Source organism: Gammaproteobacteria bacterium (assembly GCA_028819075.1).
Classification (GTDB): domain Bacteria; phylum Gemmatimonadota; class Gemmatimonadetes; order Longimicrobiales; family Gaopeijiaceae; genus BD2-11.
The window spans coordinates 169,474-189,159 of sequence record JAPPMM010000043.1 but is presented as its reverse complement, the minus strand read 5'-3'; the positions used below and the strand labels follow the sequence as shown (position 1 = coordinate 189,159).

Below are 19,686 nucleotides of genomic sequence, written 5' to 3'. Positions count from 1 at the left end.
GCGCCCCGTGATCGAACGCTTCCTGGGCTGGCTCGGCGAGACGTCCTGGAGCGTGGCTCTGCTCGAGTCGCTGTACGTGTGGCCCCTGGTGGAATCGACGCACGTCCTCACGCTCGGCCTCTTCGTAGGCACCACGGTGATGATGGACCTGCGCCTCACCGGCATCGCCTTCCGCAACGTGCCCGTTACGGCGTTCACCGGCCGGCTGCTTCCGTGGACGCGGATCGGCTTCGCCATCATGACGATGACGGGCCTCCTCCTCTTCTACTCGCAGCCGCTCCGCTACTACCACAACATCTTCTTCCGAGCGAAGGTCGTCGTGCTGATGCTGGCCGGCGCCAACGCGGCGATCTTCCACACCGGCGTGCACCGTAGCGCGGGCGACTGGGATGAGGACGAAACGCCCCCGCGTTCAGCGCGCATCGCCGGCGCGGTGTCGCTCACGGCTTGGGCGGTCGTCGTGATCGCGGGTCGCCTGATCGCCTACAACTGGTTCGACTGCGATCTCCAGCCGCAGCCTGGGTGGGTGAACCGGCTGGCGGGGTGTGGCGTGGGCGGCGCCGGGGCGGAGTAGACGACCGTGCTCGAACCGTTCTTCCGCTGGTGCGAGTCGACCGCGCTCGGCCGGGCGGTCGCCGAATCGGTGTGGGCCTTCCCGATCCTCGAGGCGGTGCACCTCATCGGGCTCTGCGTGCTCGGGGGCGCCCTGCTGGTCGTGGACCTCCGGCTGCTCGGCCTGGGCCTCACCTCCCAGCCGGTGGCCCGCCTCGCGCGCAACGCGCGTCCGTGGCTGGTCGGCAGCTTGGTGCTCATGGCCGCCACCGGCGTGCCGCTCTTCCTCTCCGAGGCGATCAGGGCCTACTACAACACTTCGTTCTGGGTGAAGATGTGCACGTTGCCGGTGGCGCTGACCTTCACCTTCGTGGTGCGGGAGCGGGTGGCGCGTCGGGAGGCGGACGCCCCGGGCGCGACCGGCCGCATCGTCGGCGCGGTCTCGCTGGCCCTGTGGTTCACCGTGGCGGCGGCGGGGAGGTGGATCGGGTTTTCGTAGATGGGGATCCAGCGCGGATCGGCGCTAACACCGTCCCCGTTCCCGCCGAGCCCTGATCAGGTCCTCATCGTACGGCGCGCCCGTCCCCGACGAACCCAGGAAGATCTTGCTGCCGTCGGTGAAGGTCACGTCGCGTCCGTTGGCGCGCCTGAGGGAGTGGTCCTTGGCCTGGTAGCCGTCCACGATGATCTCGGTGCCGGGCTGCAGGCAGTCCCTGCGCAGCCCCCGTCTGAGCAGCACGTTGGGGGTTCCTCCCTCCACCGCCCAGACTTCGGAGGCTCCGTCCTCGTTCTCGATCTCCAGGTGAATCCAGGTGTGCGGGTTCACCCATTCCAGCCTCACGATCCGCCCCTGCAGCCTGATCGGCGCGTTGCGGTCGAATTCGGCGCCGAAGGCATGGTGGGCCACCAGCGGTGCCGCGACCACCGCCGCCAGCGTGACGACCACCGCTCCCAGTGCGACGACCACTGCCCCGAGCAGCGCTCCATTCATCCCGCGCATCTCACTGCCTCCGTTCCTGCGCCCGCGCGCCGCGAAGCACGTTCTCGAGCGAGTAGTTGCCCTCGTGGCAGGCGTATTCGTAGACGAGCCCGTCGAGCCGCGTGAACGGCACTTCGCCGCTCCAGGTCCGGGAGAACATGCGCGGATCCTCGACGGTGAATTCGTAGTTGATCGTGTTCTCGTCCGCCAGCGTGAAGCGCTCGACCACCCTCATCTCCGCGGAGGGCGGGATGCCCTGCAGGGTCTGGTTGGGGTGGAGGTTCGTGGTCTCCACGACAAGAGTGTCTCCCTCCCAACGGCCCCAGGAGTCGCCCATCCACGGGCGGATATGCGCGGGCAGCCGGCGCGGCTCCCCGAGCCGTATGACGCGGACATCGTGGACCATCTCGGTCATGATCATCACGTGGTCCGGCGTCTGCACGATCGTGTAGTTGTTGTTGTAGAAGTAGTTCGGGAGCATCGGCGGCCCGGCGTTCGAGCCGAACGACATGATGCAGCGCTCGCCGAGCGGCCGATTCTCCGGGTTGTCGTAGGCGCCGAACCGTTGAGCCAGCCGCCGGCGCTCCGTGACGCGCTCGCGGCCCTCTTCGCTCAGCTCGGGGACTCGTCCGTCGGGCGGATCGACGATGAGGGAAGTCCTTGGTTCGCCGTTGAAGATCGCGACGCGCTCGCCGGCGTCGATATAGAAGGCGTTGTATCCGCCGGTACCTCCCGTCGCGGCGTCGAAGCGGGCGTTGCCCGTGAAGACGCCGCCGACGGGCGGGGCTTCCCGGTTGGGGTCGCTGTCGGCGTAGCCTTCCGCCCGCGACTCGACGACGCGCCCTTCGATCCGCGCCACTTCCTCCCACGTGAAGACCGGATCCTGTCCCTCGGGGCGCTGGATCGGCGTGACCGTGGCGTTGGTCCAGTTGCCCTGCAGGTCGGGGTGTCCGGCGGGCGTGCGCGGCATCGTCCAGTTCGTCGATGGGCGCTCCGGCTGCTGGGCGCGCAGGGAAGAGGCGAACAGAGACGGACCGAATGACAGGGCCAGCGTCGCGGCCAGCACCGTCAGGCCGGGTCTCGTTCTAGCGCGGGAGCGGGTTCCTGCGCAGATGTCCATATATCAGCTCCTCTACGAACTCGACGCACTTGAACTGTCCCAGGCGCGCGTTCGGGTCGATGTTGCGATACAGCGGCATGCGAATGGTCCAGAGGCGGGAGAACGTTTCCGGGTCCTCGAGGTCCGCCTCGTACAGGATGTGGTCCGGGCCGGTCATCGTGTAGCGTTCGGTGACCCTGAGGCCGGGTCCATGGTGGTTCCCCGCCCGATCAAGCCATGTGCGGCCGTTGAAGCCGGTCACCTCGACCACGAAGGTGTCGCCCTCCCAGCGGCCGTGGGACTGGCCCATCCACGAATCCACCTGCGGCGGTCCCGGGTCGTCAAGATAGATGTCGCGCATTGCGCCCGCGTACTCGTAGGCGATAAAAAACCTGCTCTCGCTCTGGAAGATGCGGAAGGGGAAGGGCATGTAGGTGGCGCGCGGCACGCCCGGCAGGTAGCACCTGATCTCGGGATCGCGCTCGAGCCATCGCTCCCGATTCTCGTTGCGCAGCGCCAGCGCCTCGGGCAGGTAGGGGATCTCGCCTCCTTCGACGACGCCGTAGCCGGAGGGGACGGATCCGACGGCGCCCAGGGCGAGGACCTCGTTCGCCGGGACCGGGACCACCGGGCCGGGCTGCATGGCGAGTGCCGGACGGGCCGCGTGCGGCTCGATGTCCCAGTGGGCGTTCCCGAGGGCCTGCCACAGGCCGTTCATGTCGGGCGTGCCGGACGCCGTCCGGGGGATGCCGTCGCTCCCGGCGCAGGCCGATATCAGCAAGACCATGGCCGCCGGCAACGGCAGGGCCAACCTTCCGCATGCAGTCATTCCCGTCTCCCGGTCGCGGGCGTGGCGGGGCCGGTCACCGGACTGCGAACGCCAGCAGCAGGTTGCCCGGCATCTGGCCGAACGGAGCGTAGCCGCTGTTGGTGAACAGCATGCCGCCCGCGATCACCGGACCCGGGCCGTCGATGGCCCCGCCTCTGCCTTGCACGCCGTTGGAGGTCTCCGTGACTTCGGTCGTGTCGAAGTCCCACAGGACCCGTCCGTCCTCCGCCGCGTAGGCCCGCATGTGTCCGTCCAATCCCCCCGAGAAGACCACGCCCGGAATCGCCGCGGGCGCCGCGGAGAAGGCGCGGAGGCACCTTCGCTTGCCTTCGCACGCGTCCTCCGGGGCCGGAACGCTCCAGACGACCTCGCCGGTGATGAGGTCCAGGGCGTACATCCCCGGCGCCGGGGCCAGTTCGGGATTCAGGTCCGCGACTACCAGGTCCCGGTCCGCGTTGGGCGCGTAGGCGTATCGGCCGTCGGTCGCCATGCCCCAGTGGATTCCTCCGAGCACGCTTCCCTTGCCTACCCTCGTCGACCAGAGCACCGCCCCCTCGTCATCCGGATCGAGTGCCCAGACCACCCCGGACTTCTGGCCGGCCACGAGGATCTCCCTGCCGTCGGTCCGCTTGACGAGCATCGGCGACATGCCGAAATCGAAGTCCGGCCCCGGGGGATCGGGACAGTTCTGGCGGGCCGTGGCCGATGTGCAGGCCATGGTGAAGGCGTCGTCCGGGGTCGCCTGGAACGACCACGCCAGCTCTCCGGTGTCGATGTCGATCGCGATGATCGCGTCGCTGCTTGCCGTGGTGGGCCGGGTATAGTTTTCCCCGGTCCCCGCGTAGACGAGTCCGCGTGCCGTATCGATGGTGGGGCTGGACCAGACCGGCGCGCCCGAAGGAGCCCACAGCGGCGTGCCGATGTCATTTGCTCCCGCTTCCTCCGGGTAGTCGGGAATGACGCGATGATACCACAGGACATCGCCCGTCATCGCGTCGAGAGCGGCCACCGCTCCGGAGGCGGTGCAGCACTCGTAGCTGGGGTCGCCCGCGACGGCGACTTCCAGTGAGGAGACGGGGACGAAGAGCCGGCCGTCGTGAAGGGCGGGGCTCCCCGTGGTGTTCGAGGTGGAATGCCAGCCGACCTTGTACCTCCACACGACGGTTCCGGTGGCCACGTCGAGTGCGTAGGCGTTGGTGCGATAGTCGACGAACCAGGCGGTCTCCCGGCCCCCGGGGCCCTCCCCCGCCAGCACCGCTCCGCGCACGGCGGCGTCCGCCTCGAAGCTCCAGCGCACGCACCCGCTGGCCGCGTCGAGCGCCAGCACCTCGCCGAACGGCCCGCCCACGAGGACGGCGTCCCCGATGACGGTGGGCCTGGTGCGCACTTCTCCCGCGTCCGGGAAGGCGAAGGCCCAGCGCAGCTCCAGATCGGGCACGTCATCGGCGCTCAGGCCGGCCAGTTCAGCGGGCTGGAATCCCGTCGCCTCCAGGTTCCCGCCCCATCCCATCGAGACGATCGCGTCCAGGCCCAGCTCCTGCCAACCGTGGTCGGCGCACAAGGCCGACTCTGGCAGGAGGTCGCTCGCGTAGGCGCGTCCGGTCAGGTACTCGGCCAGCCCGATGCGTTGCTCCCGTGTCAGGTCGGCGCCCTCCACCCGCATCACGCCGTCCTCGAGCGAGGCGACGATCGCGCGCGGCGAAAGCCCCCTGAGGAGCATCGTACCGGGTGTGCGGCTCTCGCCCGCGGCGGTGTGGCAGCCGGCGCAGGCCTCCTCGAACAGTTCCGCCTCGGCCTCGAGACCCGGACGGCCCGCATCCTGGGCGCAGGCGGAGATCAAGGCAGCCCAGGCGACCAGGCCGGTCGCGCCGAATCTCGTGAATCCAGGCTGCATCATGCTACCGCCCCGAAATCCTCCCGTAGGTCAGCGTACGCCAGCCCCACTCGAGCGGGCCATAGCGGTAGCGCCGCAGCACCGGCGGTGACCACCATAGCTCGAGGGCCCACACCCCGAACACGACTAGCAGCATCTGCCAGCGCTCGACGCTCCCGAACAGCCCGAACCCGTGCCCGTAGAAGATAGTCGTGCACAGGACGGTCTGCGCGAGGTAGTTGGTGAACGCCATGCGCCCGGCGGCGGCCAGGCGAGCCTGCAGAGCGGGAAACCAACGGCGGCGGATCGCCAGCATCACGAGACCGACGTAACCCAGGGCCATCGCCAGGCTTCCCCAGTAGTTGAACTGGAAGCCGAGGAAGAAGGAGCGCTCCCAGCTCCATCCGCCGGCGAAGTTCCACCAGATTCCCGCCGCGACCACGGGCGTCCCGACTCCGAATCCCAGCAACGCCAGGCGGGTGTAGAAGCTGTCGCGGCGAGTGGCGTCGAGGATTCGCCAGCGGTAGAGCGCCATGCCCAGGAGCATGACGCCCGCGGCTTTCCACAGCGTGAGGAAAGGGAGGACGGTGGTTTGCATCATCAGGGTATCGGGTACCCGTTGTCCCTGCTGCGCCAGCCAGTCGCCACGGTACGCGCGCAGGGTGGCCTCGATTTCGGCGGCGGCCGGCGCCCAGGCGGCGGCGATGTCCGCCGTCTCCGCTTCGGGAAGCGCAGGCGCGAGCAGGCCGACGCTGACGGACAGGAAGCTCGCCACCGACATGACCGCCAGGCCCGTGACCAGCAGGGTCGCGGGTGCGCGGTTCCGCAGCAGGAATACCAGGCAGCCACACACCGCGTAGGTCACCAGGAAATCTCCCGCCCAGAGCAGGTATCCGTGCGCGAGGCCGATGAGCAGCAGCCAGAACATGCGCCGGTAGTGCAGCCCGGCGGAACGGCCGCCGCGGGCTTCCGCGCGCTCGGCGAACAGACAGACACCGGCACCGAACAGGAGCGAGAACAGCGTCATGAACTTCTCGTCGACGAGAAGGTGACTCGCCGCCCAGGCGAACAGGTTGGCGCCCGTGAGGTCGCCGTAGGCCGTGGGGTTTGTGTACGCCGCCGACGGCATCGCGAACGACTGGATGTTCATCACCAGAATGCCGAGCACGGCAAAGCCGCGCAGGACATCCAGGCTGATGATGCGGTCGCTGGCTGCGACCGGATCGAAACGCTCGGTCAGCTCCCGGCCCCGCCCATGCGATGATCGAGCGTCATGTGGTCCTCATCCATCGTGCCCCAGAGCACCGCCGCGCCTGCCGCGATGATGATCGACGGGTAGAAGAGCACGTTCGCGCCCTCGATGAACCAGCCCCACGGGTCGAGTATCGACCGCCACACGGCCACCGCGGTGACGCCCAGGATGAGGAACATCAACGGGTAGGTGCGCCTGCGCCAAAGCCCGAGCACGACCAGCACGCCGAGCAGCGTCTGCAGCACGCCGAACACGTTGAGGAAGAGAGCGCTGTTGCCGATCCCGAAGTAGAACGAGTCGGCGACCGCCACTCCGTGGTCGACGTTGACGAGCTTGTCCAGCCCCCACATCACCAGCAGCCATCCCGTGCTGATTCTCAGTATGCACAGTCCCCAACGTTTCATGCCGGCCTCCTCCAGGTGTGGTTTGGTGCGCGGGTCCCGCCTCAGAAGCCCTCGTCGGCCGAAGGACCGTACATCCCCGGCACGGGAGCGTCACACCCGCGCAGGTAGACGGCGAGCTGGGCCCGGTGGTGCACGATGTGGTTCATGACGAAGAAGCGGAACACCATCCCCTTCGGCATGGTGAAGTGGACGGTGTCGCCGGAACGGAGCGTCCACATTTCCTGAAAAGTCTCCGCCGAGGCGGCCTCGAGGGCCTCGCGCGCGTCGGCGATGGTCGCGTCGTATGCCGCCACGATCTCGGCGGTGCTTGCGAACTGCTGCGCCTCCCAGGGCTGGGACAGGTCGATCTCGTCCTGCTCGAAGGTGGGCCGGGTCCAGCCGCCCACCGTGGCAACGTGGGTCGCGAGTTCGCGCATCGTCCAGGACTTCTCATGGGGGCGGTACTCGAGATGCTCGTCGGGTATGGCCTCGAGCATCCGGCGCGTGTTCTGGCTCTCGTGATCGAATTCCGGGAGAAGCATGGCTCCTTGCATGTCGGCGTGTCCTGTGCGAGGGTCTGGGAGGAACGCGAAAAGGCAGGAACCAATCTAGCGAGCGCGGATCGACCGTGGGAAGCCATCGACCCACCGAACCTCCCGGGCGGGAACAGGGGAGCGACGGGAACGGCGTATCCTCGAATCCGGCAGGGGGCCGCGGCGCCCGCCCGCCGCTGGAGGCGGACGCGATGACGATCTCGGTTCGTCCCGAGTACGCGACCCGCTACTCCGATCCCCGCGTCCACCAGTACGTCTTCACCTACGACGTCACGATCAGGAACGTGGGCGGCGAGGCGGCGCAGCTGCTCTGGCGCCACTGGCTGATTCACGATCCCGTGGCGGGCGACCACGAAGTCGAAGGGGAGGGCGTGGTGGGCGAGTTCCCAGTGCTGCGGCCGGGCGAGGCGCACCGCTACCAGAGCTTCTGCGTACTCCGCGGTCCGAATGGCCACATGGAGGGATTCTACCACTTCCGGCGGGGGGACGGCTCCCTGTTCCGCGCTCCGATCCCGCGCTTCCACTTCCGTGCCCCGCCCGAGGTGGCGGGCACCGTGTTCAACTAGGAAGGCAGCACCGATCGCAGCGCATCCCAGAGCGCCGCCACGTCCGCTTCGTCGTTGTAGACGTGGGGCGAGATGCGGAGCGCCGTCCCGCGCAGCGAGACGTGCACGTTGCGCGCTGCCAGCGCCTCGCTCACCGCTCGCGGGTCGAGGCCGGCGGGAGCATGCAGCCCGAAGAGGTGGGGGGCGCGCCAGGGTCCATCCTCGACCCCGAATCCGGCTTCTCCCGCGCGCTCGACCAGCTCGGCCGTGAGATTCCCGCAGTACTCGGCGATGCGGGCGGGCGTCCACTCGAGCACGAGCTCGAGCGCGGCATTCATCATCGGCACCAGGATGAAGTTGCTGCGCTCGCCGACGTCGTAGCGGGTCGCACCGGGCTCGTAGCTGTCGGGGTAGTTGCCCGCCAGGCCGGCGAAGTCGCGGCTGCCTTCGCGGCCGATCCACGTCTCTTCCAGGGGGACGCCGTCCAGAAGGCGCGGGCCGAAGTAGGCCAGGCCGATGGAATAGGGCCCCATCAGCCACTTGTAGCCGGAGCAGATGAGTGCGTCGGGCCGGATGCGGGCCACGTCGAACTCCATTGCGCCCACCGACTGCGTGCCGTCGATGATGAGGTACGCTCCGACTTCCCGGGCGCGCGCGGCAATGGCGTCGATGTCGAAGAGGGTTCCGTCGGTCCAGTGGACGGCGCCCATGGTGACGACCGCGGTATCGGTATCGATGGCCTCGAGGATGCGGGTGCTCCAGCGCTCGCCGCAGCCGGGGCCGGGGCGCGCATCCGTCACCCGCAACTCGGCCCCGCGCTCGCGGGCGAGCCGTCGCCAACTGTGCACGTTGCCGGGAAACTGGCGCGCGGTGAGCACGATGTTGGAGCCACGCGCCACGTCGATGTTGCGGGCGCAGGTCGCTACTCCATAGGAAGCCGCCGGGATGATGGCGATGTTGTCGGCGGGAGCGTTGACGAGGCGGCCGAAACGGCGGCGGAGTTCGTCGCAGGGGTCGAAGAAGTCGGCGGGCCCGATCCCGCTGGGTGCGCACTTGGCGCGGATGCCCTCGATACCGGCTTCCTCCACAATGCGCGCGAGCGGGCTCAGGTATGCGCAGTTGATGTAGTGGATGTCCGGATCGAGGGAGAAGGCGGACTTCTGGCAGGTGAGTGGGATCATGGGGCGTGCGCGTGTGTCACCGGGTGTTCCGGGGGCTGTCGGCCGGCGGACATTGCCGGTCCTGGTTGGGGGCCACCAATTGTAAGGCACGCCGGGCGGTCGGCATACGCCCGGCCCGGAATGCCCCCAGGGCCCTGACACCTCGCCCACAGGCCAAGGCTCGACCCATGAACATCGCGCGCGCTTCGCTGGTCCTCACCTTCATCCTTCTGCTGACCACTCCACCAAGGGCATCGGCGCAAACCGACCCGGGCCCCTACGACATCCTGATCACCGGCGGACGCATTGTGGATGGCACCGGCAACCCGTGGTTCTCCGGAGACGTGGCCATCCGCGACGACCGCATCGTGGCGGTGGGACACCTTGGCGATGCTGACGCAGCCAGGGTTATCGACGCCACCGGACTCGTCGTAGCGCCCGGGTTTATCGACCTGCACACCCACTCGGACGGGCGCCTGCTGAACGACGGCACGGCGCAGAGCAAGGTGCGGCAGGGCGTGACGCTGGACGTTGCCGGCGAGTCGAGCAGCCAGGCGCCGCGCGACGGCATGGACACCTCCGGCGGCGGAGGCTGGACCACCTTCACCGGGTATTTCCAGCGACTCGAGGAAGGCGGCATCTCGATGAACCTCATTTCCCACGTCTCCTACCATCAGATACGCCGCGTGGTGAAGGGCTTCGACGAGAGCCCGGCGAACCCCGCCGAGCTGGAGCGCATGAAGGAGCTTACCGCCCGGTCGATGGAGGAAGGCGCCTGGGGCCTCGTCACCCGCTTCGGCAGCGGCGGCCCCCGCCATCCCGAGGAGGTGCTGGAGCTGGCCCGGATCGTGGCGTCGTACGGGGGCAACTATACCTCGCATCACGGCAGCGAGGGCTACCAGCAGGAGCGGGAGATCGACTTCGCCATCCGCGTGGCCGAGGAAATCGGCATCCCGGTGCACCTGTTCCACTTCAAGATCCGGGCGCGGAACAACTGGGGCACCATCGATCGCAACATCGGTCAGATCGCCCAGGCTCGCGCCCGGGGTCTCGACATCACGGCGAACCAGTACCCGTACACGGCGATGTTCCACGGGTGGAGCTCCTTCTTTCCGCTGTGGGTCCGGGAGGACGGACCCGACGCGTTCGCCCGCCGGCTGCGCGACGACTCTCTCAGGGAGAGGATCAAGAGCGACCCCGACTTCATCGCCTGGGCGGAAGAGCACGGCTGGTGGGAGGGCATCGTGCTCGCACGGGCCAGCCTGCCCGAGGTTCGCCGCTACGAGGGCATGCGCGTGGCCGAAATCGCGGAGGAGCTGGGCGTGGACGACCCCGCCGACGTGGTGATCGACCTGATGGCGGCCGAAGGCGGCAGCATCAGCGGCATCTTCCACACCATGTCGGAGGAGGATGTGCGCCGCATCATGCGCCAGCCCTGGGTGGCGCACGCCAGCGACGGATCCGCCATCAACCTGGATGCCCCCGGCGTCCCCCATCCACGCAACTACGGAACCGTTCCACGGGTGCTCGGGCACTACGTTCGCGACGAGGGCGTGCTCGAACTGGAGGATGCCGTCCGCAAGATGACGTCGCTGCCGGCGCAGATCCTGGGGATTTCCGACCGCGGGCAGGTGCGGGCGGGCTTCGTCGCCGACGTCGCCCTGTTCGACCCGGACGGCATCGCCGAGACGAACTCGTTCGAGAACCCGAAGTCCTATCCCGTGGGGATTCCCTACGTGATCGTCAACGGGACCCTGGTGATCGACGGGGGCGAGCACACCGGCGCCCGGCCGGGAAGGGCTGTTCGCGGGCCTGGCTTCCGGCCGGCGGGGCCGGTGAGCGACGGGGCGGTCGGGTACTAAGCGTAGTTGTCATTTGGTGTGATCAGATGTAAACTACGCCTATGATTGGGCGTCGCCTGTGGCTTACGCGAATCCGAGACGCATGGTCGGAGAGACCTGTCGTCTGGTTGTCGGGTGTGAGGCGGGTCGGCAAGACCTCGCTTGTCCGGATGGTGCCGGACGTGGTCTACCTGAACTGCGATCTGCCTTCCACCAGGCGTGCTCTGGATGACCCGGAGCTCTTCCTCGGAGGCCAGAAACCGGGTACGTCGCTTGCGTTCGATGAAGTGCATCGCATCGCCGATCCCAGCCTGCTGCTCAAGATCGCCGCGGACGAGTACCCGGAGCTTCGAATCCTGGCGACCGGTTCGTCGACGCTCGCCGCGACCGGGAAGTTCCGGGACTCGCTGACCGGGCGCAAACGGGCCATCTACCTGTGTCCGGTGCTCTGGGAAGAGTGCGAAGAGCCGTTTGGAATCGCGGACCTCGACCGACGGCTGCTGCACGGTGGACTGCCGGAGTCGTTGCTGAGCCGGAGGAAATCGCCGCACGCGTTCGCCGAATGGATCGACAGCTTCTACGCCAGGGACATTCTCGAACTCTTCAACGTCCGCAATCGCCAGGGGTTTCTGTCGCTGTTCCGCCTGCTGCTCAGGTGGAGCGCCGGTCAGGTCGACTACAGCCGGCTTTCACGGCTGACGGAACTGAGCCGACCGACGGTCAAGTCCTACATCGAGGCCCTGGAGATCGCCCATGCCGTCCATCTTCTGCGACCGTTCCGGGGTGGGGGTGGAGGCGAGATCGTGAGCAGGCCGAAGTGTTACGCGTTCGATACCGGATTCGTCACCTTCGAGAAGGGCTGGACCCGCATCCGCGAAGACGACCGCGGGCTGCTCTGGGAGCATCTGGTGCTGGATACCCTCCGGTTCCGTCACCTCGACGAGAACATCTTCTACTGGCGCGACAAGGCGGGACGCGAGGTCGACTTCGTGGTGCGTGGGCAGGAGGGGCGGCTGGATACGTTCGATTGCAAGATCGATCCGGACGAGGTCGACGTTCGAGCGGCGAGAGCGTTCCGGAGTCGGTACCCCCGGGGGCGGGATTACGTCGTGGTTCCGGTCGTGAAGCGGCCGTACCGGATCCGGCGGGGCGGGCGGGAGTTCGTGGTGTGCGGGACGAGGGGATTGCCGATTGAGTAGCTCGCTTCAAGGGTCTGGCCACGCGCTTCTCCATCTTGCGTGGCAACCAATTCGTAGTACGATACTGTTTGGTATCACCAAACAGGAACGCGTTTCCGATGAGTTATCACAGGACGCTCGATATTGACCTTCCGCCGGGGCAGTCCGCATTCCTTTGGGGTGCGCGCCAGACGGGCAAGTCCACGTACCTCCGTGAGCGATTCCGGGACAGCGTCTACGTCGACTTGCTGGACTTCGACGTCGTGCTGCGCCTGAGCGCTCGGCCATCGCGCCTGGGCGAAGAGTTGTCGTCGGTGCCGGAAGCTCTCTCGAAACCGGTGATCGTCGACGAAATCCAGAAGGTGCCCGGCTTGCTGGACGAGGTGCACCGGCTTATCGAGTCCCGCCGCATGGCGTTCGTGCTCTGTGGTTCGAGCGCCCGCAAGGTGCGGCACGCGGGCGTCAATCTGCTTGGAGGGAGGGCCTGGCGGTTCGAGATGTTCCCGCTGACGTGGCCCGAGATTCCGGACTTCGATCTTCTGCGGGCGATGAACGACGGGCTGCTGCCGGGGATCTACGGCAAACCGCACGCGCATCGCTCGCTTGCCGCGTACGTGCGCGACTACCTCACCCAGGAGATCATCCAGGAAGCTCTCACCCGCAACGCGGCGGCTTTCCTTCGGTTCTTCGAGGCGCTGCGGTATTGCCACGGCGCACTGCTGAACTATTCGGCCATCGCCGCCGATTGCGGGGTCAGCGCGAAGACCGTGCGCACGTACTTCGAGATTTTCCAGGACACCCTGGTTGGCTACCTGATCTACCCGTTCCATCGCCGCGCCGGACGCCAGAGCATCTCAGCGACACCGAGGTTCTACCTCTTCGACGTCGGGATAGCGGGACATGTATGCGGAAGAAGACTCACCGCGCCGGGAGGAGCGGAGTTCGGCCGCGCGTTCGAACACTTCATCCTGCTGGAGATCATCGCGTCACGCAGCTACCAGGAAAAGGACTTCCCCATCCAGTTCTGGCGCACGAAGACCAAGCTGGAGGTGGACTTCGTGCTCGGTCGCGGCGAGGTGGCCGTGGAGGTGAAGAGCCGCGTTCGGCGGGGAGACCTGCGGTCGATGAGGGCGTTCATGGAGGAGTTCGCGCCGCGCCGGGCGATCGTCGTCAGCGCCGCGAACGACCGCCGCCGGATCGATGGCATCGAGATCATGCCCTACGCCCACTTTCTGCGGCTGCTACATGCCGGCGAGATTCTGTGAGGAACCCCTACCGCTCGTACACCACCCTTCCCCCCACGACCGTCATGTCGACCTGCATGGTCTCCAGGCAGGGATCGGCGCAGTCGAGGTAGTGCTCCGAGGTGACCACCAGGTCGGCGAGCCTGCCCACCTCCAGCGTGCCCTTGTCGGCTTCCTCGAAGGTGAGGTGGGCGTACCCCTGCGTCATCGCGCGCAGGGCCTCCTGGCGGGTGATGCGCTGGGAGGGGCCGTGGACGCCGGCGCTGATGGTTCCCCGCGTGGTGAAGTGGTGGAGCACGGACCAGGGGTCCCACGGGACGACGGGCGAGTCGCTGCCCAGGGAGACCGGGATGCCGGCGTCGAGGTAGGCGCGCACGGGCGTGGTCCAGGCGGCGCGGTCGGCGCCCCAGTATTCCACCAGGCTGGGGGCGGCGACGTACAGGTGGTGCTGGGCGGTGACGGCGAGGCCGAGGTCGCGCATGCGCGGGAGCTGGTCGTCGCGCGGGATGAAACCGTGCTCGATTACCCAGCGCCGGCCGGCGATGGGTGCGTCGGTGTTGGCGGCCTCGTAGCCGTCGAGGACGAGGTCGATGGCGGCGTCTCCCACGGCGTGGGTGGCGACGCGCCAGCCTTGGCGATGGAGTTCGCGGACGGTGGCGATGTAGTCGTCGGTGGGGACGGTCTGCAGGCCGTGGAAGGTGCCGCCCTCCCCCCACGGCTCCTCGTACGGGTCGCGCATCAGGCCGCCCTCGAAGCCCCCGTCCACGCCGAGCTTGACTCCGCCGACGCGGAGCCACTCGTCGCCCTCACTCATGGCCGGCCAGGTTGCCAGGGCTTCGGTGAGTGCGTCGACGCTGCCGGCGCGCGGCCCACGCAGCAGGTAGTTGACGCGCAGGTTCAGGCGGCCCTGCTCCCGCAGGCGCTCGAGGGCGCGGTACTGGCCGGCCGACCCGCCCGGATAGCGGATGGCGGTCAGGCCGCGCGCGTTCAGCCGGGTGTGCTCGTCGGCCAGGCCGTCGAGGAGGGTGGCGGGGTCGGGAATAGGTCTGGGCGGCAGAGTGACCAGATCCTTGGCGCGGTCGACCAGCTCGCCGTTGAGGCGGCCGTCCGGGTCGCGGCCGATGCGGCCACCCGGGACCTCCGGGGTCGACTCGTCGATCCGCCAGTGCGCCAGCGCGGCGCTGTTCAGCACGTACTGGTGGCCGCCGCGCACCACCACGACCGGGTGCTCGGGCGCGGCCAGGTCGAGGTCGTCGCGGTACGGGAGCCGCTGTTCGGTCAGCTGGCCTTCATGCCAGTCCGAGTTGGTGACGATCACCTCGCCGGGTGGCGTCTCGCGCGCGGCGGCCGCGACTGCGTCGATGATGTCCCCGAGCGACCGCGCCCCGGACAGGTCGACCCCGGGACCACCGCCGATGCCGTGGTAGTGGTTGTCGGCCAGACCGGGCAGGACCGTGCGCCCTGCCAACTCCACCACCCGCGTAGCGGGTCCGGCCAGCCGGCCCACCTCCTGCGAGGTCGCGGCGGCCACCACGCGGTCGCCCCGGACCGCGAGCGCCTCGACCACCCCGGGGGACCCCAGGGTCAGGACATCGCCGCCCGTGAGGATCAGGTCGGCCGGCGCCTCCGCGGAGCGGCCGCACGCCGCCGCCAGGAGGATCGCCAGCGCGAGCGCCCCGACGGCGAGGCGCCCGCCCGCTACCGATCGGCCAGCCACGCCTCGGTCGCCGAGTGCAGCGGAACGGGAGCGTCATCCAGAAAAGCGAAGTCCACCTGCTCGACCATGCGGCTGACCCGGACCAGGATCTCCCTTTCGTTCTCGAGAATCCCGAGCACGTGGTTCACCACCGGCGCCTCCAGATAATCCATGGAGATGATCCAGTTCATCATCGCGATGGTCTGAAGCGGCTCCTCCGCGCCCGGATAGATCCCGCCCGGAAGCTCTCCGCGCGCGTAATACGGATAGGAGGAGGTCATCGTCTCGATGGCCTCGTCGGAGAGTGCGAGCAGGCGCGCCCCGCCGGTGGTGGTCGCCTCGAGGACCGCCGCGGCCGGGTATCCCACCGAAATGATGGACCCGTCGATGGCGCCGTCCCGCAACGCGTTCGCCGATTCGGTGAAGGTGAGGTACTGGACGTTGATGTCGTCGTATGTGATGCCGTGCGCGAGCAGCAGCTGACGCGACGACTGTTCGGTGCCGCTTCCCGCTGATCCCACGCTCACCCGCCCTCCGCGCAGCTCGGAGATGTCGGTTACCGTGGATCCCTCCGGCACCATCACGTGGGTGATGTTGGGGTAGAGCGGCGCAACCACGCGCAGCCCCGGGATCGGCTCGTCGTAGTCCCCCATGCCGCGGTAGGCCTCGTACATGGTGACCGAAAGCGCGATGGCGAGGTCCATCTGCCGCGCGTTGAGGCGGGCGATGTTCTCGACCGAGCCGCCGGTCACTTCTGCGGTGTACTGGCTGGTGCTGTCGAGCACCGAGAGCCGGCTGGCGATGGTGCCGCCCAGCGGATAGTAGATGCCGCCGGTGCCCGCGGTGCCGACGCTCCGGAACTGTCTGCCGCCGCCGGCTCCGTCGCCGCATCCGGCCGCAGTCAGGGCCGCCATCAGGGCGCACGCGATGAAATTGCTTCTGGTCACTGGGTCTCCTGCGAAGCTGGGTGGCCCGCCGCAAGTGCACAAACTCGCGACAAGGTATCAGCCTGCAGCCCGACTCGCGACGACGAGAACGCGCACGCAGCGGTGCGGTCGGGCAGGCTCACGGCCAGGGCCCCGGCGGCCCGTCATGAGGTGACCTCAGTTCTGGCCCTGCGGCGCGGAAGTCTCCGCCCTGCTTCCCAGCCAGAGCCAGAGCCCGATTCCAAGCAACGCGCCGACGACGTCAAGCATCTGCGAGGGCCCGAAGAGAGCCGCGCCCGCGACCACCACCGCGGCGCGCTCCCACACCGCCAGCGGCCTTCGGATGTAGCCGATCGCAGCTCCGGCCATGGCGCTGATTCCCAGGGCGCCCGTACCCGAGGTGAGCAGAATCTCAAAAAGAGATCCTTCCAGCAGGAGCGGCGGTGCATAGACGAATAGGAACGGCACCAGGAATCCCGCCATGGCGAGGAGCATGGCGGTGAGCGCCGTGCGCATGGGCGGAGAGGATGCCACTCCGGCCGCCGCGTACGCCGCCAGCGACACCGGTGGGGTCACATTGGAGATGCAGCCGAAGTAGAAGATGAACAGGTGCGCGGCCAGCAGGGGCACGCCCAGTTCCACCAGCGCCGGGGCCCCGAGCGCGGCCAGCACCACGTACGCGGCCGTCGTCGGCAGCCCCATTCCCAGGATGATCGAGCCCGCCGCCGTCAGCAGCAAAGCAGGGAAGAGCTGACCCTGCGAGATGACCACGATGAACTCCGACATGCGCAGCCCGATCCCGGTCAGCGACGCCACCCCCACCACGATCCCCGCCGCCGCGCACGCCGCCGCCACCTGCACGGCGCCGGTAGCACCGGCGAGGGTTGCCTTCAGGTAATCGCTGCGCTTCATTCGGGTCGAGGGCACCGCCAGCGAGAGCAGGAGCGCCGTGCTTACACCCCAGAACGCGGCACGCATGGGTGAGCGGCCCTGCGCAAGCAGCGTGACGATGATCAGGAGCGGGATGAGGAGGTGCAGCTTGCTGATGACCGAAGGGCGGTCCTTGTCGATCACGGGGTCGAGCCCCTGCTGCTCCGCCCGGAAGTGGATGGCGGCGAACAGGGCCAGGTAGTACAGAATGGCCGGGATGGCCGCCGCCAGCGCGACCGTGCGGTACGGGATGTTGGTCCAGGTCGCCAGGATGAACGCGCCTGCCCCCATCACCGGGGGCATGAGCTGCCCGCCCGTGCTCGCCGCCGCCTCGATGGCGCCCGCGAAGAAGGGCCGGAACCCCGCCCGGCGCATGAGCGGGATGGTGAAGGTGCCGGTGGTCACCACGTTGGCCACCGCGCTGCCCGACAGCGAGCCCATGAACGCGCTCGCGACCGCCGCGGTCTTGGCCGGTCCGCCCCTCGTCCGTCCCGCGACCCGGTCGGCGAGCGCGATCAGGAGTGCCCCGCCCCCCGCCATGTCCAGCACTGCTCCGAAGAAGACGAACAGGTAGACGAAGTCCGCCGAGACCCCCAGCGGAATGCCCCAGATTCCCTCGGTGGAGAGGTAGAGCTGTTCCAGCAGCCGCTGGGGACCGTAGCCGCGGTGTGCCAGAATCCCGGGCAGCCAGGGTCCGGCGAGGGCGTAGGTGATGGACAGGATCGCCACCGCCACGATGCCCCACCCCGTGGCCCTGCGCGCCAGCTCGAGCACCGCCACCAGCGTGATCGCGGCGGCGATCAGGTCGAGGGTGGTGGGATTGGCCGACCGGCTCACCAGAGCCTCGTTCTCCGAGACCAGGTAGGCGCAGCTGAGAACCGTGCCTACCAGCAGCAGCAGGGAAACCGCGTGCCGCAGCGCGAAGCCGCCGCCGGGTTCTTGCACCGTGCCGGGCTTCCGGTACAGCCCGCGCGCGCCTCGAACCCCCAGGCCCAGGAACCCCAGCGACGCCATGAGCGCGAGGTGGACCGGACGCTGGATGAGCGCGGTAAAGGGCGCCACCCCCGCCACATAGAGGTGGTAGCAGGCCGCAATCAGGGCTATGGCGAGGACGATGCGTCGGATCATCGCGACGGGTTCCAGGGTGAACGCGGTGAAGCCGATATAAGATGGGCTCCCAGGCCAGCCACGCCAGTAGCAGGGGCGGTGGGGTTCGGGCCGCGCTAGTCCGTCACGACACCATCGAAGCGATACCCGCTGCCCCCAGCGCGAAGACGCCGTAGAGCACCATCACGATCGAGAACGCGCCGCCCCAGCTGCGGGTGGGCTGGATGCGCGTGATCCCGATCGCCATCAGCATCGCACACCAGATGCCGAAGAGTCCGATGGCGCTGAGGAAGCTCAGGAGGAACCCCTCGTCCAGGAATGGAGCGAAGGTCCCCAGGCTGAGGACGAGCTCCATGTCGCCCGCGCTCTGCTTCAGGGGAACCTGGGCCAGCGCGCCGACCGACGAGACCACCAGGGCATGCACGACGACGGAAAGATACTGGCGGAAGCGCCCCTTGTCGCCGAGCATCGTGGCGAAGACGAAGAACAGGACCGTTCCGACGACGAAGCTGCCCACGGCCCCCATCACGCCAGCCATCGCAATGCCCGCGTAGCGGCCGACGGTGACCGCCACGGCGATCTCGTCCTCCCCCATGCCGGCATCCGCAACGCTCTGCCGGATCTGCGCCTCGAAGAGTTCCGCGGGGAGGAGAAACATCATGATGACGTTCAGCACCACCAGGAGGACCATGGTGGCCCCCCACACCGGCTTGTCGCGCAGTTGCGCGAACAGCCTGCCCGGGGAGACGAATACCGCGACAATTCTTCCGGGCAGCGAGGGCAGGGACGGGGACGATGAATCGGACATGGCATCCTCCTGCGGTCTTGTGGGTGGGCGTGTCACGGATGTGCGGGCCCGAACCATTATAGCCTGTAGCCGCAGGGCTGGTTATCCTCAGGAGCCCAACAAGCAAACGCATGAGGGAGAAGCATGAGCTTCAGAACCAATCCGGACCGCATCCTGGACAACATCGATCGCCAGAGGAATCGCGATCTGAACCTGGAGCACTACGCGCGTGCGGCCACCGGACGCGAACTCGACAGTGAAACGCCTGAAGCCGACGCGACCCCGACCGAGCGGTTGCGGCGAATCTTCAGTCTGACCAATCGCGGCTACATGTCCGCGGCTCAGAGCACGGACATCAAGCGGTTGGCATCGCGGTTCCGCGCGATCGGCGACATCAGCCACTGCCATGCGCGAGGGGATGTTTCGGTCTCCATCCAGTACCTGGACTCGGAGCGCTACGACGACATCGGCATCGTGCCCTTCGAGATCGTGCCCGCCGATCTCGTGGAGGCCCGCAAGCAGACCCGGACGACCAGACCGGACGCGAACGCGCTCACCCTGCTGCGAACCCACCTGCGAAACGGGGTGATGGCGGCCTACGGCAAGCTGGAGCCGCGGATTCGCGAAGCCGTCCGCTCGCGTGCGGATCTGGGTCACCTGGCCGTGCAGATCACCATCGACGTGAGACCGGCCGAGTAGCCTTCGCCGGGGCGGGCCGGCGGCACAGGGTCGGAGCCCGAGCCGACCGCAT

At 68.1% G+C, this 19,686-nt stretch carries 19 protein-coding genes; 7 read left to right on the top strand and 12 right to left on the bottom strand.

What is annotated here, in order from left to right:
* The first annotated feature begins 7 nt into the window (after nucleotides 1-7).
* Together OXU32_11165 and OXU32_11160 are read left to right on the top strand one after the other, a co-directional pair.
* Nucleotides 8-574 (top strand): hypothetical protein, encoded by a 567-nt coding sequence (locus OXU32_11165; protein ID MDE0074508.1) that lies wholly within the window; start codon nucleotides 8-10, stop codon nucleotides 572-574.
* Nucleotides 575-580: 6 nt separating this feature from the next.
* Nucleotides 581-1,051 (top strand): hypothetical protein, encoded by a 471-nt coding sequence (locus tag OXU32_11160; GenBank protein ID MDE0074507.1) that lies wholly within the window; start codon nucleotides 581-583, stop codon nucleotides 1,049-1,051.
* A gap of 24 nt (nucleotides 1,052-1,075) precedes the next feature.
* Here OXU32_11160 and OXU32_11155 read toward each other — a convergent pair whose 3' ends face one another.
* The 7 genes from OXU32_11155 to OXU32_11125 form a co-directional block, all read right to left on the bottom strand.
* Nucleotides 1,076-1,552 carry a DUF6152 family protein gene (locus tag OXU32_11155; GenBank protein MDE0074506.1) on the bottom strand — a complete coding sequence of 159 codons (477 nt, stop codon included), beginning with the start codon at nucleotides 1,550-1,552 and terminating at the stop codon, nucleotides 1,076-1,078.
* Nucleotide 1,553: 1 nt separating this feature from the next.
* Nucleotides 1,554-2,651, bottom strand: a complete 1,098-nt coding sequence (locus OXU32_11150) for a hypothetical protein (GenBank protein ID MDE0074505.1) — start codon at nucleotides 2,649-2,651, stop codon at nucleotides 1,554-1,556.
* Nucleotides 2,617-3,459, bottom strand: a complete 843-nt coding sequence (locus OXU32_11145; GenBank protein ID MDE0074504.1) for a hypothetical protein — start codon at nucleotides 3,457-3,459, stop codon at nucleotides 2,617-2,619. The genes OXU32_11150 and OXU32_11145 overlap by 35 nt, the downstream gene beginning before the upstream one ends.
* Nucleotides 3,460-3,493: 34 nt before the next feature.
* On the bottom strand, nucleotides 3,494-5,356 hold the full coding sequence (locus tag OXU32_11140; protein ID MDE0074503.1) for a PQQ-binding-like beta-propeller repeat protein: 1,863 nt from the start codon (nucleotides 5,354-5,356) through the stop codon (nucleotides 3,494-3,496).
* 1 nt (nucleotide 5,357) lies between these two features.
* Nucleotides 5,358-6,500: a DUF418 domain-containing protein gene (locus tag OXU32_11135; GenBank protein MDE0074502.1), complete on the bottom strand. Its 1,143-nt coding sequence runs from the start codon at nucleotides 6,498-6,500 to the stop codon at nucleotides 5,358-5,360.
* A 68-nt stretch (nucleotides 6,501-6,568) separates the two neighbouring features.
* Nucleotides 6,569-6,988, bottom strand: coding sequence for a DoxX family membrane protein (locus tag OXU32_11130; GenBank protein MDE0074501.1), 420 nt, complete (start codon nucleotides 6,986-6,988; stop codon nucleotides 6,569-6,571).
* A 41-nt stretch (nucleotides 6,989-7,029) separates the two neighbouring features.
* Nucleotides 7,030-7,521 (bottom strand): DinB family protein, encoded by a 492-nt coding sequence (locus OXU32_11125; protein MDE0074500.1) that lies wholly within the window; start codon nucleotides 7,519-7,521, stop codon nucleotides 7,030-7,032.
* Nucleotides 7,522-7,712: 191 nt separating this feature from the next.
* Between OXU32_11125 and apaG the strand changes: the two genes are divergently transcribed.
* On the top strand, nucleotides 7,713-8,087 hold the full coding sequence (gene apaG, locus OXU32_11120) for a Co2+/Mg2+ efflux protein ApaG (GenBank protein ID MDE0074499.1): 375 nt from the start codon (nucleotides 7,713-7,715) through the stop codon (nucleotides 8,085-8,087).
* Here apaG and OXU32_11115 read toward each other — a convergent pair.
* Nucleotides 8,084-9,247 carry an aminotransferase class V-fold PLP-dependent enzyme gene (locus OXU32_11115; protein MDE0074498.1) on the bottom strand — a complete coding sequence of 388 codons (1,164 nt, stop codon included), beginning with the start codon at nucleotides 9,245-9,247 and terminating at the stop codon, nucleotides 8,084-8,086. The two genes, apaG and OXU32_11115, sit on opposite strands and share 4 nt — an antisense overlap.
* A gap of 167 nt (nucleotides 9,248-9,414) precedes the next feature.
* On the opposite strand from OXU32_11115, the gene OXU32_11110 reads away from it, so the two are divergent.
* From OXU32_11110 to OXU32_11100, 3 genes are all read left to right on the top strand, one after another.
* Nucleotides 9,415-11,088, top strand: coding sequence for a D-aminoacylase (locus OXU32_11110; protein MDE0074497.1), 1,674 nt, complete (start codon nucleotides 9,415-9,417; stop codon nucleotides 11,086-11,088).
* Between the two features lie 41 nt (nucleotides 11,089-11,129).
* Nucleotides 11,130-12,266 carry an ATP-binding protein gene (locus OXU32_11105; GenBank protein ID MDE0074496.1) on the top strand — a complete coding sequence of 379 codons (1,137 nt, stop codon included), beginning with the start codon at nucleotides 11,130-11,132 and terminating at the stop codon, nucleotides 12,264-12,266.
* 98 nt (nucleotides 12,267-12,364) lie between these two features.
* The gene (locus OXU32_11100; GenBank protein MDE0074495.1) at nucleotides 12,365-13,510 is read left to right on the top strand and encodes an AAA family ATPase; all 1,146 of its coding nucleotides are present in this window, start codon (nucleotides 12,365-12,367) and stop codon (nucleotides 13,508-13,510) included.
* Between the two features lie 7 nt (nucleotides 13,511-13,517).
* On the opposite strand, the gene OXU32_11095 is transcribed toward OXU32_11100, so the two are convergent.
* The 4 genes from OXU32_11095 to OXU32_11080 form a co-directional block, all read right to left on the bottom strand.
* The gene (locus tag OXU32_11095; GenBank protein MDE0074494.1) at nucleotides 13,518-15,206 is read right to left on the bottom strand and encodes an amidohydrolase; all 1,689 of its coding nucleotides are present in this window, start codon (nucleotides 15,204-15,206) and stop codon (nucleotides 13,518-13,520) included.
* Entirely contained in the window at nucleotides 15,188-16,132 is a 945-nt protein-coding gene (locus OXU32_11090; GenBank protein MDE0074493.1) for a TAXI family TRAP transporter solute-binding subunit, read from the bottom strand. Before OXU32_11090 ends, OXU32_11095 begins: the two co-directional genes overlap by 19 nt.
* Before the next feature lie 156 nt (nucleotides 16,133-16,288).
* Complete coding sequence (locus tag OXU32_11085) at nucleotides 16,289-18,169, bottom strand: TRAP transporter fused permease subunit (GenBank protein ID MDE0074492.1); 1,881 nt, start codon at nucleotides 18,167-18,169, stop codon at nucleotides 16,289-16,291.
* Nucleotides 18,170-18,272: 103 nt separating this feature from the next.
* On the bottom strand, nucleotides 18,273-18,956 hold the full coding sequence (locus OXU32_11080; GenBank protein MDE0074491.1) for a YIP1 family protein: 684 nt from the start codon (nucleotides 18,954-18,956) through the stop codon (nucleotides 18,273-18,275).
* Nucleotides 18,957-19,079: 123 nt separating this feature from the next.
* Here OXU32_11080 and OXU32_11075 point away from each other — a divergent pair, with 123 nt between their 5' ends.
* Entirely contained in the window at nucleotides 19,080-19,634 is a 555-nt protein-coding gene (locus tag OXU32_11075) for a hypothetical protein (protein MDE0074490.1), read from the top strand.
* Nucleotides 19,635-19,686: the final 52 nt, after the last annotated feature.